We start from the raw sequence: 18,887 nt of genomic DNA on the forward strand, positions 1-18,887 counted from the left end.
GTTAGTGAGGTCTCACCACCACGGCGCTGCCGCCGCCTCGCCGTACCGGCTCGGCCACGGCCTGAATCCTGCCCCTGCCCACGAACTCCAGCGCGGTGGCGGCGCCGATCTCGGGGTTCGGCGCGAAGACGTGGCCCTTGGCCCTGAGCTCGGCGCCGTGGTTCTCGATGAAGCCGGGCTCGGCCTGGGTCTGCGCGGTGTTGCGCTGCGTCGCCCTCGGGGCGGCGAGCGCCTCGGGAAGCTTCATGCCAAGCTCGTAGCGGTTGACCAGGATCTGCAGCACGGTCGTGATGATCGTGGAGCCGCCCGGCGAGCCCACGGCCAGCACCGGCTTGCCGTGGTCGAGCACGATGGTCGGGGCCATCGAGGAGCGGGGGCGCTTGCCCGGAGCCGGCAGGTTCGGGTCGCCTGGGGCGGGGCCGAAGGTGAAGTCGGTCAGCTCGTTGTTGAGCAGCACGCCGCGGCCCGGCACCACGATGCCGTTGCCGCCGGTGGACTCGATCGTCAGGTTGTAGGCCACGACGTTGCCCCAGCGGTCGGCGACGACCAGGTGGGTGGTCTCAGGGCCCTCCTCCGCGGGCGAAGGCGCGCTCTCCGAAAGGGGCGGCCCGCAGTCGGTGTAGCTGCCGTCCGGCTCGCCGGGCGGGGCGGGGTGCGCCATCGCGCGCTCCCCCACCAGGCAGGCGCGCTCCTTGGCGAAGCCGTCGCTGAGCAGTTCGGCCATCGGCACGTTCGGGATGTCCCCGACGTACTTGCCCCTGTCGGCGAAGGCCAGGCGCGAGGCCTCCAGGTACTCGTGCATGCCGACGCTCGGCAGGGCCTCGAGGATGTTGAGCGCCTCGCCGACCGTGGAGCCTCCAGAGGAGGGGATCGGCATGCCGTACACCTGCATGCCCTTGTAGTCGACGCGCGTCGGCTCGCGCAGCAGCGCCCTGTAGGAGGTCAGGTCGGAGACCTCCATCAGGCCAGGACGCACGTTGCGCGTCGCGCCCGGCGTGATCGGCGGGTTCTTGACCGTCCTGACGATCTCCTGGCCGAGCCGCCCGCCGTACAGCCACTCGCCTCCGCGCCTGCCCAGCTCGCGGTAGGTGTCGGCGAGCTCGGGATTCCTGAACACCGAGCCCACGGGTGGAGGCGCGCCGTTGGGCAGGTAGAGCTTGGCGGTGGAGGCGATGTCCTTGAACCTGGCGGCGTTGGCGGCGGTCTGGTCGTGGAAGGTCTGGTCGACCACGAAACCCTTCTGCGCGACCTCGATCGCCGGCTTCAGCGCCTCACGCAGGCTCGTCGTGCCGAACCTGCGCAGCGCGAGCTCCCACTGCGCGACCGCCCCCGGCACGCCCGCCGACAGGCCGCTCGTCACGGCCTCCTCGAACGGGATGCCCTCGAGCGAGGTCGGCGTCATCGCGGCGGGCGCGGTCTCGCGGCCGTCGATCGAGTGGACCTTCCCGCGCCTGGCGTCGTAGTAGACCATGAAGCCACCACCGGCCAGGCCCGCGGAATACGGCTCGGTGACGCCCAGCACCGCGCCCGCCGCCACCGCGGCGTCCATGGCGTTGCCGCCCTTCTGGAGCACGGCGAGCGCGGCCTTGCTGGCGTCGAGGTCGACGGTGGCCACGGCGCCGCCGTACCCCTCGGCGACGGGCTGCTTCTGCGGCGTGGGCGGTGGCTTGTGCTCGGCGGCGACGGGTGCGAGGGGCGCGACCACGAGCAGCGGCGTGACGGCGACGAGGGCGAGGATGTGTCGGCGCATGAAAGCAACAATGGACCAGGTACGCCCGGGGTGGTAGGGCCCCCTGCGACATCGGTGGGATGTCGGGGCCGGACGGCTCGTCTAGCGTGGACCCCGTGCGCAAGACCGCTTATCTCGCCCTCGTGGTCGCGGTGTTCCAGGTGATCGCCTCCCACGGGGCACACGCCGGGCAGCTCGATCGGCTGCGTGTCGATTCTCTCGGCACCGTGCTGCTGCTCGTCGGCCCGGTGGCGATCCTGGCCACGCGGCGTTTCCCGATCACCTCGCTGGCCGCCACGCTGGTGGCGACCTGCGTCTTCATGACCCTGGGCTACCCCTATGGGCCGGTCTTCCTGAGCCCGGTCATCCTGCTGTTCAAGACCGTCGCCGAGGGCCGCAGGAAGGTGGCGTGGATCGCCTCGGCGATCACGGCGGCGTACTTCCTCGTCTACTCCACGTGGCTGGTGGACCGACCGGCCGCCGGCGCGTGGCACGTCCTCGCCATCGTCGCCGTCATGCTGCTGATCCTGGCGGCGGGAGAGGTGGCGCGTTTCCGGCGCGAGGGGCGCGCCGAGCACGCCAGGGTGGCCGAGGAGGAGTCGCGACGGCAGGCCAGCGAGGAGCGCCTGACGATGGCGCAGGAACTGCACGACGTGCTGGCGCACAACATCTCGCTGATCCACGTGCAGGCCTCCACGGCGCTGCACCTCTTGGACGACGACCCCTCGCAGGCCAGGCCCGCGCTCACCACGATCAAGGCGGCCTCCAAGGAGGTGCTCGGCGAGCTGCGCTCGGTTCTGAACGTCCTGCGCGACGGCGCGCCCCGCTCCCCGACGGCCGGCCTCGACCGCGTCGGCGAACTGATCGAGCGGTCGGGCATGGACGTGTCGCTCAGGCAGGTCGGCTCGAGGCCGCTGCCCTCCCAGGTGGAGCGGGCGGCCTACCGCATCGTGCAGGAGTCGCTCACCAACGCCGCCCGCCACGCCCCTGGCGCCAAGGTGAACGTGCGGCTGGAGTACCTGCCGGCCGAGCTGGTCATCACGGTCGACGACACAGGGCCCACCACGCCCGCCGTCCTGTCCGAGGAGGGCAGCGGCAACGGCATCCCCGGCATGAGGGAGCGGGCATCCGCGCTGGGCGGCACACTGGTCGCCGGCCCCACGGGGACGGGGTTCCAGGTCGAGGCGAGGCTGCCACTACCGGAGGAGACGGAATGATCAAGGTGCTGCTGGCCGACGACCAGGCGCTGGTGCGGGCGGGCTTCAAGGCGCTGCTCGACGCGCAGCCCGACATGAGCGTGGTCGCCGAGGCCGCCGACGGGGCGCAGGCCGTACGGCTGGCCGCCTCGACCGCGCCCGACGTCGTGCTGATGGACATCCGCATGCCGGGCACCGACGGCCTGACCGCGACCAGGCAGATGCCCGCCGGGCCGCGCATCATCATCCTGACCACCTTCGAGCTGGACGAGTACGTCTTCGAGGCGTTGCGCGGCGGCGCCAGCGGATTCCTGGTCAAGGACACCGAGCCTAGCGAGCTCATCCAGGCGGTGCGGGTGGTGGCCGCCGGCGAGGCGCTGCTGTCGCCCTCGGTGACCAGGCGGCTGATCGCCGAGTATGCCACGAGGGCCAAGGAGCCGATGTCCGCCGACGGCCTCGGACTGCTGACCGAGCGGGAGCGCGAGGTGCTGGCGCTGGTCGGGACCGGCATGACCAACGACGAGATCGCGGCCAAGCTGTTCATGTCCCCCGCCACCGCGAAGACGCACGTCAGCAGGGCGATGATGAAGCTGCACGCCCGCGACCGCGCCCAGCTCGTGGTCATCGCCTACGAGTCGGGACTGGTCAGGCCCGGCTGGCTCTGAGCATCTCGCCGGAGGCCAGGTAAACCCGCCGGCCGGTGAAAGAACTGTTACTGGCCGCTTTCGGAGCGTGAGATTACCGTGCAGGTAAAGACTACTTCGAGAGTGGGGAATCGAATGCAGTCGATCGCCCGATTCTGCGGCAACTGCAGTTGCGGCTGCCCCGAGCTGTTCGTCGACCCGTCCGCGCCCGAAGAACGTCAGGTGGTCATCACCGACGACTTCGGCCAGCGGGTCGAGATGAGCCTCGACCAGTTCGGCTCGATCGTCGAGGCCGCCAAGAACGGCTCGCTGGACAACCTGGCGCTCGCTCACTGAGCGTGGAGCCGGTCGCCCTGTTCGTCAGCGGGACCGCCGCCGGCCTGGTGGCGGGAACCGCTTCGTGTACGGCCGTGCAGGGCGGCCTGCTGTTCGGCCTGCAGGGAACGCCACGGGTGGTGGCGCGGTTCCTCGCAGGCCGCCTGGCCTCCTACGTCACGGCAGGGGCGGTGCTCGGCGCACTGGGCTCGATGGTCAGGCTCCCCCCGCCGGTCAGAGCGGGCATGCTGGTCGCGGCGGGGTTCATGGTGATCTTCTTCGCCCTGCGGATGCTCCGCCGCCGGCGCTGCGAGCCGCGACCACCCGCACGACGCCTGAAGGCGCCCCTCCTGGGCGCGGCCACCATCCTGCTGCCCTGCGGGGTGACGCTGAGCATGGAGATGCTGGCCGTCACGTCGGCGTCGGCGGTCGGCGGAGCTGCCGTGATGGGCGGATTCGTGGTGGGCACCGCCCCGGCGTTCGCCCTCCTGGGGTTCGTCCTCCGGCGGGTTTCTCAGAGCAGGCTGGCCGCTTTCGCCGGGGTCGTGGCGGTGGCGGCGGGTCTGTGGACGATCACGTCGGGCCTCAGCCTGGGCGGCTGGCTGCCGCAGGAGGCGAGCCATGCGGCGGCCATGGCCAAGACGGGTCCAGGAGGCGTGCAGCTGCTGACGATCTGGGCGACCGAGCGCGGCTACCGGCCCGGCGTCTCGCAGGCCAGGGCGGGGGTCCCTGTCGAAGTCGACTTCCGTGCGGGAGAGGGAGCGGCCTGCGCCACCCACCTCACCATCGACGGCAGAGACGTCGATCTCCCGGCCACTGTCCGCCTCCCCGCGCAGCCTCCCGGTCAGCTGAGGTATGTCTGCGCCATGGGGATGTTCACCGGTTTCATCACCTTCCGCTGAACCGGCCGTCCCGATTACTGCCGCGATTACGTTCCGCGATCGTCTGATCACATGTCACCCTGTCGCAATGACGTGGTGGCAGAACGAGCAGGAAGTGGCGGCGCCGGCCGTTCCCGCGCCCCGCTCAGGAGACGAGCCGGAGCTTCTCGTCGCCGCCCAGCACGGCGACGCCCAGGCCGCGCACCGGCTGGGCAAGCTCTACGCCCAGCGCGGCGACCGTTCGGCCGCCAGGCACTGGTGGGAGCGGGCCGCGTCGGGCGGCAACATCGACAGCGCCTACAACCTGGGCGTCTGGCACGAGAAGCACGGCACGCTGGAGGAGGCCGTCCGCTGGTACGAACTGGCGGCGGGCACCGGCGACGCGGAGGCCGCGGTCAACCTCGCGACCCTGCTCCTGGAGCAGCGCGGCGACATCGAGGCGGCCCGCCGGTGGTTCGAGAGCGCCGCCCACGCGGGGTCCAGGTCGGCCGCCAGGCGGCTGGCGCTGATCTGCGAGGACGCGGGCGAGCTGCCCTTCGCGCGCGAGTGGCACCGCAGGGCCGCCGCCGACGGCGACGTCGCCTCCGCCCACGATCTGGGCTTCCTGTCCTACCAGGTGGGCGAGGAGGAGGAGACGGTCCGCTGCTGGGAGCACGCCGCTCGCGGAGGCCATGCCGAGGCCGCCTACCACCTGGGCCTGTTCCTGCAGGCCACCAGGGATCCAGAGGGGGCCGAGGCCTACTACAGGCTCGCCGCCAAGAGCGAGCATCCGGGCGCGGCCTCCCAGCTCGGCGGCATCGCGCTCTCCCGCAGAGACCTCCGTACGGCCCGCGCCTGGTTCGAGCGGGCCGCCGTCGCGGGGCGCCTCGACGACCAGCGCATGGCGGGCTTCGTCTGCGTCGAGCTGTCCGACTCGCAGGGGGCGAGCCACTGGTTCGGCAGGGCGGCGGCCAGTGGCGACGCCGAGTCCGCTTTCAACTTCGGGCTGCTGCTCATCGCCGAGCTGGGCGACCTCCAGGGCGGCCAGCACTGGTTCAGGCAGGCGGCGCTGGCCGGCCACCGCCGGGCGGCGATGGAGCTGGGAGGGTTGCTGTCGGCCACGGGCCAGCCCCACGAGGCGGAGAAGTGGCTGGCCGACCCGCCGCCGCCCACCTGGGACCGGCTGGCCGAGCCCGAGCTGTCGGCCAGGGCGGAGCTGGCCGCCGCCGCGACGGGGCGCAGGGGCGGGGTGACGCTGAAGGTGCGCGACCTCACCGAGATCCTCGGCACGTGGGACCTGCTCACCAGGCCGTTGCGCGACCACGCCGACGTGGTGGCGTGGCTGGTGGAGCGCAGCGGGCTGCACGCTTCGGCGGTGGAGCACCTGGCCTCGGTGCGAGCGACGATCCTGCGGCCCGGTACCTCGCCGTGGCCGACCTGCTCGGAGGTCGAGCACGTGCTGGCGACGGCGCGCGATCTGCGCCTGCGCCTCGCGGCGCGTTGAGCGCGGCACGGCGGCTCGCCGGCGAGCCGCACGACAGCGGAGAGCGCCCGCCGGTGATCACCGGCGGGCGCTCTCAGCGGATCGTCAGGCGGCCAGGACCGCGGACACCGGCACGTACGGCAGGTCGAGCGCCTGCGCCACCGGCTCGTTGGTGACCTGACCGGCGTGGGTGTTGAGGCCGAGGGCGAGCGCGGCGTCCGCCTTCAGCGCCTCCTTCCACCCCAGGTTCGCCAGCTTGACCGCGTACGGCAGCGTCGCGTTGGTCAGCGCGTAGGTCGAGGTGTTGGCCACCGACCCCGGCATGTTCGCCACGCAGTAGAAGATCGAGTTGTGCACCTGGTAGGTGGGCTCGGCGTGCGTGGTCGGACGGGAGTCCTCGAAGCAGCCGCCCTGGTCGATGGCGATGTCGACGAGCACGGAGCCCGGCTTCATGCGCGAGACCAGGTCGTTGGAGACCAGCGTCGGGGCCTTGGCGCCCGGGATCAGCACCGCGCCGATCACCAGGTCGGCCTTCAGGACCTCCTGCTCGAGGGCGTAGGAGGTCGAGACGAGGGTCTTGAGGCGGCCCTGGTAGATCGCGTCGATGAAGCGCAGGCGGTCGATGTTGGTGTCGAGGACGGTGACGTCCGCGCCCATGCCGACGGCGATCTGTGCCGCGTTCAGGCCGGAGACGCCGCCGCCGATGACGACGACCTTCGCGGGGGCGACGCCGGGGACGCCGCCGGGCAGCACGCCACGCCCGCCGTTGAAGCGCATGAGGTTGTAGGCGCCGACCTGCGGAGCCAGGCGGCCCGCGACCTCCGACATGGGGGCCAGCAGCGGCAGCGTGTTGCCGACCTGGACGGTCTCGTAGGCGATGCCGGTGGTGCCCGCCGAGAGGAGCGCGTTCGCGCACTCCTTGCCCGCGGCCAGGTGCAGGTAGGTGAAGAGGACCAGGTCCTCGCGCATGCGGTGGTACTCCTCGGCGATGGGCTCCTTGACCTTGAGCACCATCTCCGACTCGCCCCACACCGCGTCGGCGGAGTCGAGGATCTTGGCGCCCGCGGCCAGGTACTCCTCGTCAGGGATGTGGGACCCGAGACCGGCGCCCCGCTGGACGTGGACGTCATGGCCGCTTCGAACCAGCTCGTGCACGCCGGCCGGGGTGGCGGCGACGCGGTACTCGTGGTTCTTCACCTCGGCGGGAACGCCGATCTTCATGGGGGTGATCCTTTCGTGAGATTAAAGGAGGTTGAGACCTTCGACCAGGACGTTCCGGATGATCGACTCGATCTCGTCGAACTCCTTCTGCCCTGCGATGAGCGGCGGCGCCAGCTGGATGACCGGGTCGCCACGGTCGTCTGCGCGGCAGTACAGACCGTTGGAGTAGAGCGCGTTGGACAGGTAGCCGCGGATGAGCCGCTCGGACTCCTCGGCGCTGAAGGTCTCCTTCGTCGCCTTGTCCTTGACCAGCTCGATGCCCCAGAAGTAGCCGGAGCCGCGGACGTCGCCGACGATCGGCAGGTCCTTCAGCTTCTCCAGCGTGCTCCTGAAGGCGTCCTCGTTGCGGGTGACGTGGCCGAGCAGGTCCTCGCGCTCGAAGATGTCGAGGTTGGCCAGCGCCACGGCGGCGGAGACGGGGTGGCCGCCGAAGGTGTAGCCGTGGGCGAACATCTCCTCGCCGTTCTTGAACGGCTCGAACAGCCTGTCATGCGCGATCATCGCGCCGAGCGGCGAGTAGCCGGAGGTCAGGCCCTTGGCCGAGGTGATGATGTCGGGGGTGTAGTCGAACTTCTGCCCGCCGAACATCGTGCCGAGCCTGCCGTACGCGCAGATGACCTCGTCGGAGACGAGGAGCACGTCGTATTCGTCACAGATCTCGCGCAGCCGCTGGAAGTATCCGGGCGGCGGCGGGAAACAGCCACCGGCGTTCTGCACCGGCTCGACGAAGACGGCCGCGACCGTGTCGGGGCCCTCCATCTCGATGGCGCGGGCGACGCGGTCGGCGGCCCACAGGCCGTACTGCTCGGGCGTCATGCCCTTGACGCCGGTGATCTCGTCGGCCCGGTAGTGGTTGGTGTTCGGCACGCGGATGGAGCCGGGAACGAGCGGCTCGAACATCTGCTTGAAGGCCGGGATGCCGGTGATCGACAGGGCGCCCTGCGGGGTGCCGTGGTAGGCGATCTGGCGGCTGATGACCTTGTGCTTGAGCGGCTTGCCCGTGACCTTGTAGTACTGCTTGGCCAGCTTCCACGCGGTCTCGACCGCCTCGCCTCCACCGGTGGTGAAGAACACGCGGTTCAGGTCGCCGGGAGCCTCCTTGGCCAGCCGGTAGGCGAGCTCGGCGGCCTTCGGGTGGGCGTACGACCACAGCGGGAAGAAGGCGAGCTCCTGCGCCTGCTTGGCGGCCGCCTCGGCGAGCTCCTGACGCCCGTGGCCCACCTGCACCACGAACAGCCCCGCGAGGCCGTCGAGGTAGCGCTTGCCGTGGATGTCGTAGATGTAAGCACCCTCACCTCTGACGATGGTGGGGATCTCGTTGTCCTTGTAGGAGCTGTGCCTCGTGAAGTGCAACCACAGGTTGTCCTGAGCGGCCTTCAGCACATCGTTTTCGGGCTGCGTCATCGCTATCTTCCCTCGTGTCTGAACTCCCCACAGTGTGCATGTTCACATGCGGTGTTGCCAAGCGAAAGCGTGGCAGCACTATGCAAGAAATCCGGGATCCGCAGATCGCCTATGTAATATCGACGAAATCCGCAGGGCACGCCAGCGCCGTTTCCACCCTGCGGAACCTTCTGTGATGCAATGAGGCGTTACTGTCCAGAACGACCCCGGGGGAAGACCCGTGACTCCTGACCAGCTAGAGAGCGCCGTTGCTGCGGGGATGCCCCAGGCGATCGAGGACCTGAAGCGGCTGGCCTCCATTCCCTCCGTGGCCTTCCCCGGCCATCCTGAGGAACCCGTGCTGCGAGCCGCGGCCGTGACGGAGGAGCTCCTGCGCAGCGCGGGCCTGCCGCGCGTGCAGCAGATCCCGGTGGAGGGCAGCTTCCCCGCCGTCTACGCCGACGCCCCCGCCCCGCCTGGAGCCCCCACCGTGCTCCTGTACGCGCACTACGACGTGCAGCCCGCGGGCGACCCCGCGGCCTGGCGCACCCCGCCCTTCGATCCCACCCTGATCGACGGCAACCTGTACGGCAGGGGCACCGCGGACGACAAGTCGGGCATCATCTCCCACGTCGCCGCGCTCCGCGCCTTCCAGGGCCGTTTCCCCGTGGGCGTCAAGGTGCTCATCGAGGGCCAGGAGGAGTACGCGGGCGAGCGCCTCGAGGCCTTCGTCGAGCGCAACCCCGAACTGATCCGCGCCGACGCGATCATCGTGGCCGACACCGGCAACCCCAAGCTGGGCGACCCCGCCGTCACCACCTCGCTGCGCGGCATGGCCGCCTTCACGATCGAGGTCCGCACCCTGCGCGAGTCCGTGCACAGCGGCTCCTTCGGCGGCGCCGCCCCCGACGCCCTCGCCGCCCTCATGCGCATGCTCACCTCGCTGCACGACGACAACGGCGACATCAGGGTGCCCGGGCTGCCGCGCGGCAGCTTCCTCGGCACCGGCCCCTCCGAGCAGGAGTTCAGGAACACGGCGGGCGTCCTCGACGGCGTCTCGCTCGTCGGCTCCGGCTCCCTCGCCGACCGTCTCTGGTCCTCCTACGCGATCACCGTGACGGGCCTCGACGTCCCCACCGTCTCGGGCGCCATCAACGCCGTCCAGGCGGTGGCCAGGGCCAGGGTGACCGTCAGGATCCCGCCGGCCGGCGACCCCAAGACGACGCTGGACGCCATCCTCGACTTCCTCCGCCAGGTCGCGCCCTGGGGCGTCCAGGTCTCCTTCGGCGACTTCGTCGTGGGCTCAGGCTTCCAGGCCGACTCGGGCGGCCGCGGCCGTTCGGCGCTCAACAGGGCGATGGAGCGCGCCTTCGGCCGCGCGCCCCGCGACGTGGGCGCGGGCGGCTCGATCCCGCTGGTCAACACGCTGCTGAAGCAGTTCCCCCTGGCGGAGATCCTGCTGTTCGGCGCCGAGGACGAGGACGCGGCGATCCACGCTCCTAACGAGCGGGTGAACCTGGAGGAGCTGCGTCGCACGGCCACCACGGAGGCCCTCTTCCTGGCGGAGTACGGCGCTCCCTCGGCCCTGGGGATCTGACCTCGGCGACCGGCAGGACCCCACCCCGGTGCCCGCGCCAACGGCATGGGCACCACCGGGATGCGCTTCACGGAGAGCCGGGCTCCCCTGCGAGGGAGCCCGGCTTCGCCGTCCACCGGAGGGTGGCCTGGCTGGTCAGGCGGTGTGACAGGACAAGTGGTCGGGTGGTTTCCGTGAGGAGTGGCCGTGGTGGAGGAGTCCACTTCTCCCTAGGTTGGCGGGCATGATCTCCATTGGCAGCCTGCTCCCCTCCGACCGGTCCGCGTGGGAGGAGCTCTTCCGCGCCTACATCGACTTCTACCAGCGCACCGAGCCCGACGAGATGTACGCGGCGGCCTGGCGGGAGTTCGAGAAGGACGTCAGGATGCACGCCCTCGGAGCCAGGCTGGACGGCAGGCTGGTCGGGATCACCCATTTCCTCTTCCACCCCAGCACCTCGGCCCCCGACAGGGACGTCTGCTACCTGCAGGACCTCTTCACCGCCGAAGAGGCGCGCGGCCGCGGCGTGGCCCGCGCGCTGATCGAGGCCGTGACCGGGGAGGCCGGGCGCAGGGGGTGCGGGCGCGTCTACTGGAACACCCACGAGTCCAACGCCACGGCCCGGCGCCTCTACGACAAGGTGGCCGAGAACAAGGGCTTCGTCAGGTACCAGATCGATCTGCCGTAGCGGGAGGGAAGCCGCCCGTGGCGATGGGACCCCAGGCGTCGATGTGGATGCGGATCAGTGACTTGTCCTGGCGGCGCATCGCCTCGCGGTACTCCTCCCAGTCGGGGTGCTCACCCGCGACGCACCGGTAGTACTCCACCAGCGGCTCCAGCGCCTCGGGCATGTCCAGGACCTCGGCCCTGCCGTCGACCTGGACGTAGGGCCCGTTCCACTCCTCGGACATCACGCAGATCGACACCCGCTCGTCACGCCGCGCGTTGCGGGACTTGGCGCGCGAGGGATAGGTGGCGACGACGATCCTGCCCTCGTCGTCCAGTCCGCACGTGACGGGTGACAGCTGCGGGCGGCCCGTCGCGCGGGTGGTGCTCAGCAGGCCGCGGTGCCGGGGACGGAGGAACTCGAGCAGTTCGGGCAGGGGCACCCGCAGGGCGGTGGCGATCGTCGGCGACATGACTCCAGCCTTCCAGAAGCGGCCCTCCGTGGTGAGCGTCACCCTGCCCCTGTCGCACGTCGGAACGTCCCATGCGCTACTTTTGTACTGACCGGTCAGTGCTAAAGAGGAGTCGTGGTGATCGTCGCGAAGGATCTCTCTGTGGAGGGCGTGTTCGACGGGGTCACGCTCGAGGCCGCGGACAACACGCTCACCGTGGTCGCGGGCGCGACCGGCAGCGGCCGTACCAGCCTGCTGCTCACCCTCTCCGGCCGGATGAAGCCGACGAGGGGCGCCCTGGAGGTCGCGGGCCACAGCAGGCCGAGGGCGATCCGCAAGGTCGCCGCGCTGGCGCTGGTGGACGGGGTGACCGACCTCGACAGAGCGCTGACCGTCAAGGAGCACCTGCACGAGCGGCGCCGCAGGGGGCGGCACGCCGAGGCCCTCGAGGGGGCGGGCCTCGACGTGGACCAGCGCACGCTCGTGCGGGAGCTCGACAGGGAGCAGCAGGTACGGCTCGGCGTCGCCCTGGCGCTGCTCGACTCCCCCGCCGTGATCGTCGCCGACAACATCGACGCGGGCCTGCCGCCCGAGCGCCGGCTGGCGTTGTGGGAGTTGCTCGAGGGGCTGCCCACGGCCGTCGTCGCCTCCTGCGTGACCCCTCCCGCCCGTTACGACCACCTCGTGGAGCTCTGACATGAAGGAGTTGCGCCGGTTCTCACGGTCGCGGCTGACCAGGGCGGCCATCGCGGCCGTGGTGATGCTGCCCCTGCTGTACGCGGGCCTGTACCTCTGGTCGTTCTGGGACCCGCAGGGGCACCTCGACAGGGTGCCCGTCGCGCTGGTCATGCAGGACCGTCCCGCCACGGCGGACGGCAAGCCGCTGCATGCGGGGCAGGACCTGGCCGAGGAGCTGAGGGAGCGCGAGGTCTTCGACTGGCACGCGGCCACCCCCGAGCAGGCCGCCGACGGCGTGCGCGACGGCAGCTACTACCTGTCGCTGACCATTCCCTCCGACTTCAGCTCGCGGCTGGCCTCACCCTCGAAGGACGGCACGCCCTCCCCCGCCGAGCTCGGCGTGGAGGTGGACACCGGCCGCTCCTACATCATGAGCTCGATCTCCGACGCGGTCTTCAACGAGGTCAGGGCGGCCGCCGCGCAGACAGCCGTACGCGACTACCTCGACCAGGTCTTCGTCTCGATCGGCGACATGCACGACAAGACGACCGAGGCCGCCGACGGCGCGGACGAGCTGCACGAGGGCGCCGACAAGATCGACAAGGGCCTCGGCAGGACCGAGGACGCCACCCAGCAGCTGTCGACCGGCCTCGGGCAGACCAGGAACGGCGCCCAGCAGCTCACGGCAGGCCTGGGCAGCGCGAACACCGCGACGGGCAAACTTGCGGAGGGCTCGGCCAAGGTCACCAAGGGGCTGGTCACCGCGCAGGACGGTCTCACGAAGCTCGGCACGGGCCTCACCAAGCTGGGCGAGGGCTCGGCGAAGGTCGCGACGGGCGCCAGGCAGGTCTCCGACCAGGTGCACGCCAACTCGGGCAAGGTGAACGCCGCGGCCGACACCGCCATCCCCGTCCTGGAGGAGTGGGGCCCGAAGGTCGGCGAGGCCGCCGACCACCTGGCGGACGGCCTGGACGCGATCGCCGACGGGCTCGGCGCCGAGCCCGGCTCAGGATCGGACGCGGGGGCCGCCGCGAGGATCGGCGCGAAGCTGGACAGGGTGAGCGGAGCGGCCTCCGAGGCGGCCGACAGCGCGCAGGCCGTCCAGAACCGTCTGGACGCCGACCCTGACGCCGACCCCGAGCTGCGCAGGCTGGCGCGCGCGGCGGCCTCCTCCGCCCAGTCGGCGGCCACCTCCGCGCGCTCGGCCGCCGACGAGGCCGGCTCGCTGGGCGGCAACGGGTCGGGCACGAGCTCGCAGACCAGGCAGACCATCGCCGAGCTGCAGCGCGAGGCCAGGCAGCTGGCCGCGAACGCGCGCAAGGTGGCCGAGGCCGCGCCCAAGGCGGGGCCGCAGGTGGCGGCGCTGCGCGAGCAGTACAACGCGCTGGACGCGGGCCTGGCCAAGCTGGCCGACGGCGCGGCTCAGGTCGACGCGGGCGTCGCCAAGTCCGGGACGGCCGTCGGCAAGCTGGAGACCGGGGTCGGCAAGCTGGCCGACGGCTCCCAGCAGGTCACCGACGGGCTCGGCGAGCTGGGCGGCGGCCTGGTGAAGCTCACCGACGGCGCGAGCCGTCTGCGCACCGGCGTGGGCAGGCTGAACGACGGCGCCGACCAGCTGCACACCGGCGTCGGCAAGCTGCACGACGGCTCGGGCAAGATCAGCGACGGGTCGAAGGAGCTGGCCGACGGGCTGGCCGACGGCGCCGAACAGATCCCCGACTACAGCAAGTCCGAGCGCGACGGGCGCACCGACATGATGAGCGACCCGGTACGGCTGGCCACGTCCGTGGACAACGAGGTGCCCAACTACGGCACCGGCTTCGCCCCGTTCTTCGTGCCGCTGGCGCTCTGGGTGGGCGCGATGATCGTCTACATGGTCCTGCGCCCGCTCAACCCGCGCCTCCTGGCCGGTACGGCGGGCGCCCTGCGCGTCGCCTTCTCCGGCTGGTTCCCCGCGATGGCGCTGGGCGCCGCGCAGGTGGGCGTGCTGCTGACCGTGCTGAAGTTCGCGCTGGGACTGGAGGCCGCGCACTGGGCGGGGGTGGCCGGGCTGCTGCTGCTGACGGCGGCGGCGTTCATGGCGATCGTGCAGGCGGTCAACGCGCTGCTCGGCGCGCCGGGCAGGGTGGCGGCGCTGGCCCTGCTGATGCTCCAGCTCACCTCGGCCGCCGGCACCTACCCGATCGAGACCTCGCCAGGCTTCTTCCAGACGATCTCGCCGTGGCTGCCGATGAGCTGGGTGGTCTCCGCGCTGCGCAGGCTGATCAGTGGCGGCGACCTCACGGTCGTGTGGCAGGCTTGCGGCGTGCTCACCCTGTTCCTGCTTCTCGGCCTCGCGCTCACCGTGCTCGCGGTGAACAAGGGGCGCACCTGGTCGGTCAGGCGCCTGCACCCGGAGCTGTCGCTGTGAGCAGGGCGGAGACCCGCTCCAAGGTCTTCGCCGCGGCGATCGACCTGATCGCCGAGCAGGGCTACACGGCCACCACCGTCGACGCGATCGCCGAGCGCGCGGGGGTGGCCAAGGGCACCGTCTTCTACAACTTCGGCAGCAAGGAGGCGCTGTTCACCGCGCTGCTCGAGCACAGCATCGAGCGGCTGGCGCAGGCGCTGCGCGAGGCGGCCGTGGGTGAGAGCGCGCTGGCCGCCCTCGACGCCACGGTCCTCGGCCAGCTGACCTTCTTCGAGGAGTACGGCGCCTTCGCCAGGGTGCTGCTGGCAGAGATGTGGCGCACGGCGTGGCAGGAGGCGGTGGCCAAGCTCAGGGCCGAGGCGCTGGGCGTCTACGCGGCCGTGCTGCGCAGGGCCGTGGAGGAGGGCCTCGCGCGGGAGGACCTCGACACCGACACCGCGGCGACGGCGATCTTCGGCATGGTGTTGACAGTCACCATCGAACGGCGTGCGCTCCACCCCGAACGGCCGCTGGAGCACACGCACCGCACGCTGGTGGAGCTGCTGCACGGCCGCCTGCGCTGAGCCGGCTCACGCGGGCGAAGGCGCCAGGACGGGCAGGTCGTAGACGCGGCGGACGCTCGTCCCCACGGCGCTGAGGTCGGCGCCGTAGACGTGGAAGGAGATGCCGACCTCGTCGCTGGTGTTGCGGACCTTGTGGATGTCGCCTGGAGGCGCGAACCCCGAGACGTCGCCGGGAGGGTTGTCGGCTCGGCCGATCTCGACCAGGTGGTCGCCCATGTCGCGGTAGAGGGTCTCGTGCTCGTTCCCGCTGAGCACGCCGAAGGCGCACCACGCCACATGGTCGTGGATGACCGTCTCGTGGCCTGGCCGCCACACCACGGTCACGATCGAGAAGTCCTTCTCCGCGTGACGCACGGTGGAGACGTAGCCGTCGGGGCGGCCTCGACGCTCCTCGGGGGTCAGCAGGTCGGGGCCTGGCATGTCCGCTCGCAGGAGGTCGGCGACGGCGAACGCGGTGTGTCTCGGGTCGAGCCGTTCGGCGACGACGGCCCTGATTCCTCGGATCAGCTTGTCCATGACTCCACGCTGCTCCATCGGCACCGATAGGTCCAACAGAAGTTTTTGGGCATATTTATCAACATGCTTGATGTCTCGCGGCTCCGGGTGCTGCTCGCCGTCTCCCGTACCGGCTCGCTCACCGCGGCGGCCAAGGCGCTGCACTACTCGCAGCCGTCGATCAGCCATCACCTGGCCAGGCTGGAGGCCGAGACGGGCGCCAAGCTGATCGAACGCGCGGGGCGCGGCATCCGCCTCACCGAGGCGGGCAAGTTGCTCGCCGACAGGGCCGAGGAGATCGTCGGCCGCGTCGACGCCGCGGCCGAGGAGCTGGCCGCCCACGTCGGCCTGCGCTCCGGCCGGGTACGGCTGGCCGCCTTCCCCTCGGCGCTGAGCACCTTCGTCCCCTCCGCAGCGGTCAGCCTGTCCGCCGGCCACCCCGGGCTGCGGCTCACCCTCACCGAGACCGAGCCGCCCGAGGCGCTCAGGCTGCTGAGGGCGGGCAGGGTGGACGTCGCGGTGATCTTCAGGTACGACGACACGGCCCCCGAGGAGCCGGGTACCGGCATGACGCACCTGCTGGACGACCCGAGCTACCTGGTCTCGCTCGACGGCTCCTCCTCGCTGGCCGCGCACTCGGGCTCGCCGTGGATCGGGGGCTGCGACCGGTGCAGGAGCCATCTGCTCGAACTGTGCGCCGAGGCGGGGTTCGAGCCGTCGATCTCCTTCACCAGCGACGACATCGTGGCCGTGCAGGCGCTGGTGGCGGCGGGGATGGGGGTGACCGTCCTGCCGGGGCTCGCGCTGCGCGCACACCGGCACCCTGAGGTCACGGTCACCGAGATCCCGGCCTCCACCAGGCACGTCTACGCGGCCACCTACGGCGCTCCGCCCCTGCCTCCGGCCACCGCCGCGCTGCTGCGCGCCCTCGTGGAGTCCGCCAGGTGATATCCCGTTGTCCTGCCGGCAGACGGCTTCCTACGATGAGGCCATGCCAGACTTCGCGACGCTTGCCGTCTTCTGCGCGGCCACCATGGCCCTCCTTCTGGTACCGGGGCCCGCCGTGGTCTTCATCGTCACCAGGAGCGTCGCGCAAGGCCGGGCCACGGGGCTCGTGTCGGTGCTCGGCATCCACACCGGATCCATCGTCCACGTGGCCGCCGCCGCCCTCGGGGTGAGCGCGCTGCTGGCCGCCAGCGCCACGGCCTTCACCGTCGTCAAGTGGCTCGGCGTGGCCTACCTCGTCTGGCTCGGCGTCCGCAAGCTCATGGCGGGCCCTGGCGAGGCCGAGACGGCCGAGCTCGCGACGCACTCGCGCTCGCGGGTGTTCTGGGAGGGGTTCGTGGTCAACGTGCTCAACCCCAAGACCGCGATCTTCTTCCTCGCCTTCCTCCCGCAGTTCGTGCAGCCGTCGGCCGGCCCCGTCGCGCCGCAGATCATCGTGCTCGGCCTGATCTGGATGGCGCTCGGGATCGCCAGCGACGGCGCGTACGCCCTGCTCGCCTCGTCCCTGTCGGGACGGCTGCGCCGCTCCCTGCGCGCCCGCCGCCGCCTCGACATCGGCAGCGGCGTGGTCTACCTCGGCCTCGGCGCCGCCGCCGCGTTCACCGGCGAGCCTGCCAAGGCCTAACCCGCGCTCTGGGCCTCGGCCTGCTCCCTGGCCCAGCGGTAGTCCGCCTTGCCGGCGGGTGAGCGCACCATCTCCTCGACGAAGGCGTAGGTCCTGGGCACCTTGTACCCCGACAGGCTGCTCCTGCAGTGAGTGTCCAGCTCCTCCGGGGTGACCCGCACGCCCTTGCGGGGCTCGACGACCGCCGCCACCCTGGTGCCCCACCGGTCGTCGGGCACGCCGGTCACCACCGCGTCGAACACGGAGGGATGACCCTTGAGCACCGCCTCGACCTCCTCGGGAAAGACCTTCTCCCCTCCGGTGTTGATGCACTGCGACCCCCTGCCGAACACGCTGATCGTCCCGTCCTCCTCCACGGTCGCCAGGTCGCCGGTGAGCAGCCAGCGCGTTCCCCGCGCGTCGGTGACGAACGTGCGCGCGGTCTTCTCGGGGTCGTTGTAGTAGCCGAACGCGATCCTGCCAGCCTTCGCCACCGTGCCGAGCACGCCCGGCTTCACCGGCTCCAGCCGCTCGTCCAGGACGGCCAGCCTGGCCGTGGAGTTGGCGTTCGGCTGGTAGCGCAGGCCCTTCTCCGGCGAGGAGCCCGCCACCCCCGAGGCGGTGAAGCCCGACTCCGTCGACCCGAAGTTGTCCAGGATCATCGTGTTGGGCAGCAGCTCCTGCAGGCGGTCCCTGACCGAGCCGGTGAGGATGGCGCCCGTCGAGCTGATCACGAACAGCGATCCGAGGTCGTAGTCGCCCGCGGCGATCTCGTCGGCCAGCGGGCGGGCCATGGCGTCGCCGGTGATGTTCATCGAGACGACCTTCTCCCGCTCGACGGCCCGTAACACCTCGGCGGCGTCGAAGCGGCGGACGTAGACCATCGTGGCCCCCATCCACCAGGCGATGAACGTGGCCATCTGCGTCGCACCGTGCATCAGCGGCGCGACGGCCATCATGATCATCGGGTTGGCCTTGACCGCCTCCTCGATGACCTGCTCGGGGCTCTCGCGCGGCTCTCCGTAGGGGTTGCCGCCGCCGAAGCCCATGAACAGGTCCTCGGAGTGCCACATCACGCCCTTCGGCATGCCGGTGGTGCCGCCTGTGTAGATGATGTAGACGTCCTGCCCCGACCTCCGCTCGAAGCCCCGCGTGGCTGGCTGGTTCTCCAGCGCCTTGTCGTACGGCACGGCGGACCCGATCGCCGGGACGCCTCCCACGGCGACGAGGTGGCGCAGCTCGGGGGCCTGGGGCGCGACGGCCGCGACCCTGTCGTCGAACTCCACGTCGTAGACGAGCGCGACGATGCGGGAGTCGGTGTAGAGGTAGAGCAGCTCGGCCTCGACGTAGCGGTAGTTGACGTTGACCGGCACCGCCCTGAGCTTGAGCGTGGCCAGGATCGCGGCGATGTACTCGATGCCGTTGTAGAGCTGCATGCCGACGTGGTCGCCCGGCCCCACCCCCTGGTCCTGGAGGTGGTGGGCCAGGCGGTTGGCGTGGGCGTCGAGCTCGGCGTAGGTGAGCCGCCGCTCCCCGCAGATCACCGCGACGCGGTCCCCGATGGCGTCGGCGAGTCCCTCGAACAGGTCGGCGTGGTTGAACTCCAT

The 18,887-nt window shown here is 71.1% G+C and carries 18 protein-coding genes; 12 read left to right on the forward strand and 6 right to left on the reverse strand.

All coding sequences use genetic code 11. The features are described from left to right. Position 1: 1 nt before the first annotated feature. Positions 2-1,750 (reverse strand): gamma-glutamyltransferase, encoded by a 1,749-nt coding sequence (gene ggt, locus FHR33_RS19625; RefSeq protein ID WP_183649722.1) that lies wholly within the window; start codon positions 1,748-1,750, stop codon positions 2-4. Positions 1,751-1,845: 95 nt separating this feature from the next. On the opposite strand from ggt, the gene FHR33_RS52700 reads away from it, so the two are divergent. The 5 genes from FHR33_RS52700 (at position 1,846) to FHR33_RS19650 (ending at position 6,248) form a co-directional block, all read left to right on the forward strand. Further along, positions 1,846-2,946 carry a sensor histidine kinase gene (locus FHR33_RS52700; protein WP_312895623.1) on the forward strand — a complete coding sequence of 367 codons (1,101 nt, stop codon included), beginning with the start codon at positions 1,846-1,848 and terminating at the stop codon, positions 2,944-2,946. Then, complete coding sequence (locus FHR33_RS19635; RefSeq protein WP_183649728.1) at positions 2,943-3,590, forward strand: response regulator; 648 nt, start codon at positions 2,943-2,945, stop codon at positions 3,588-3,590. Before FHR33_RS52700 ends, FHR33_RS19635 begins: the two co-directional genes overlap by 4 nt. Positions 3,591-3,704: 114 nt before the next feature. Continuing rightward, the gene (locus FHR33_RS19640; RefSeq protein WP_183649731.1) at positions 3,705-3,905 is read left to right on the forward strand and encodes a hypothetical protein; all 201 of its coding nucleotides are present in this window, start codon (positions 3,705-3,707) and stop codon (positions 3,903-3,905) included. 2 nt (positions 3,906-3,907) lie between these two features. After that, positions 3,908-4,786, forward strand: coding sequence for a sulfite exporter TauE/SafE family protein (locus tag FHR33_RS19645; protein ID WP_221241168.1), 879 nt, complete (start codon positions 3,908-3,910; stop codon positions 4,784-4,786). Between the two features lie 67 nt (positions 4,787-4,853). Beyond that, the gene (locus FHR33_RS19650; RefSeq protein WP_183649733.1) at positions 4,854-6,248 is read left to right on the forward strand and encodes a tetratricopeptide repeat protein; all 1,395 of its coding nucleotides are present in this window, start codon (positions 4,854-4,856) and stop codon (positions 6,246-6,248) included. An 84-nt stretch (positions 6,249-6,332) separates the two neighbouring features. On the opposite strand, the gene ald is transcribed toward FHR33_RS19650, so the two are convergent. Continuing rightward, positions 6,333-7,448: an alanine dehydrogenase gene (gene ald / locus FHR33_RS19655; protein ID WP_183649737.1), complete on the reverse strand. Its 1,116-nt coding sequence runs from the start codon at positions 7,446-7,448 to the stop codon at positions 6,333-6,335. Positions 7,449-7,469: 21 nt separating this feature from the next. Beyond that, positions 7,470-8,852, reverse strand: a complete 1,383-nt coding sequence (locus tag FHR33_RS19660; RefSeq protein WP_183649740.1) for an aspartate aminotransferase family protein — start codon at positions 8,850-8,852, stop codon at positions 7,470-7,472. 220 nt (positions 8,853-9,072) lie between these two features. Between FHR33_RS19660 and FHR33_RS19665 the strand changes: the two genes are divergently transcribed. Both FHR33_RS19665 and FHR33_RS19670 read left to right on the forward strand, forming a co-directional pair. Then, positions 9,073-10,428: a M20/M25/M40 family metallo-hydrolase gene (locus tag FHR33_RS19665; protein ID WP_183649743.1), complete on the forward strand. Its 1,356-nt coding sequence runs from the start codon at positions 9,073-9,075 to the stop codon at positions 10,426-10,428. A gap of 223 nt (positions 10,429-10,651) precedes the next feature. Beyond that, complete coding sequence (locus FHR33_RS19670; RefSeq protein WP_183649746.1) at positions 10,652-11,095, forward strand: GNAT family N-acetyltransferase; 444 nt, start codon at positions 10,652-10,654, stop codon at positions 11,093-11,095. Here the strand turns inward: FHR33_RS19670 and FHR33_RS19675 are convergent. Next, a complete protein-coding gene (locus FHR33_RS19675) occupies positions 11,070-11,546 on the reverse strand; it encodes a PPOX class F420-dependent oxidoreductase (RefSeq protein WP_183649749.1) in 477 nt (158 codons plus the stop codon). The genes FHR33_RS19670 and FHR33_RS19675 overlap by 26 nt on opposite strands. 117 nt (positions 11,547-11,663) lie before the next feature. On the opposite strand from FHR33_RS19675, the gene FHR33_RS19680 reads away from it, so the two are divergent. From FHR33_RS19680 to FHR33_RS19690, 3 genes are read left to right on the forward strand one after another with little or no spacing between them, the layout of a single operon-like run. Beyond that, on the forward strand, positions 11,664-12,221 hold the full coding sequence (locus FHR33_RS19680) for an ATP-binding cassette domain-containing protein (RefSeq protein ID WP_183649752.1): 558 nt from the start codon (positions 11,664-11,666) through the stop codon (positions 12,219-12,221). Between the two features lies 1 nt (position 12,222). After that, complete coding sequence (locus tag FHR33_RS19685) at positions 12,223-14,613, forward strand: YhgE/Pip domain-containing protein (RefSeq protein WP_183649756.1); 2,391 nt, start codon at positions 12,223-12,225, stop codon at positions 14,611-14,613. Then, a complete protein-coding gene (locus FHR33_RS19690; protein ID WP_183649759.1) occupies positions 14,610-15,176 on the forward strand; it encodes a TetR/AcrR family transcriptional regulator in 567 nt (188 codons plus the stop codon). Before FHR33_RS19685 ends, FHR33_RS19690 begins: the two co-directional genes overlap by 4 nt. Positions 15,177-15,182: 6 nt before the next feature. Here FHR33_RS19690 and FHR33_RS19695 read toward each other — a convergent pair whose 3' ends face one another. Next, the gene (locus tag FHR33_RS19695) at positions 15,183-15,692 is read right to left on the reverse strand and encodes a cysteine dioxygenase family protein (protein ID WP_246452013.1); all 510 of its coding nucleotides are present in this window, start codon (positions 15,690-15,692) and stop codon (positions 15,183-15,185) included. Between the two features lie 63 nt (positions 15,693-15,755). Between FHR33_RS19695 and FHR33_RS19700 the strand changes: the two genes are divergently transcribed. Both FHR33_RS19700 and FHR33_RS19705 read left to right on the forward strand, forming a co-directional pair. After that, a complete protein-coding gene (locus FHR33_RS19700; RefSeq protein WP_183649765.1) occupies positions 15,756-16,619 on the forward strand; it encodes a LysR family transcriptional regulator in 864 nt (287 codons plus the stop codon). 43 nt (positions 16,620-16,662) lie between these two features. Beyond that, positions 16,663-17,301, forward strand: coding sequence for a LysE family translocator (locus FHR33_RS19705; protein ID WP_183649768.1), 639 nt, complete (start codon positions 16,663-16,665; stop codon positions 17,299-17,301). Here FHR33_RS19705 and FHR33_RS19710 read toward each other — a convergent pair. Next, the gene (locus FHR33_RS19710; RefSeq protein WP_183649771.1) at positions 17,298-18,887 is read right to left on the reverse strand and encodes an acyl-CoA synthetase; all 1,590 of its coding nucleotides are present in this window, start codon (positions 18,885-18,887) and stop codon (positions 17,298-17,300) included. The two genes, FHR33_RS19705 and FHR33_RS19710, sit on opposite strands and share 4 nt — an antisense overlap.

It is taken from the genome of Nonomuraea dietziae, assembly GCF_014195505.1.
GTDB classification, from domain to species: domain Bacteria; phylum Actinomycetota; class Actinomycetes; order Streptosporangiales; family Streptosporangiaceae; genus Nonomuraea; species Nonomuraea roseola.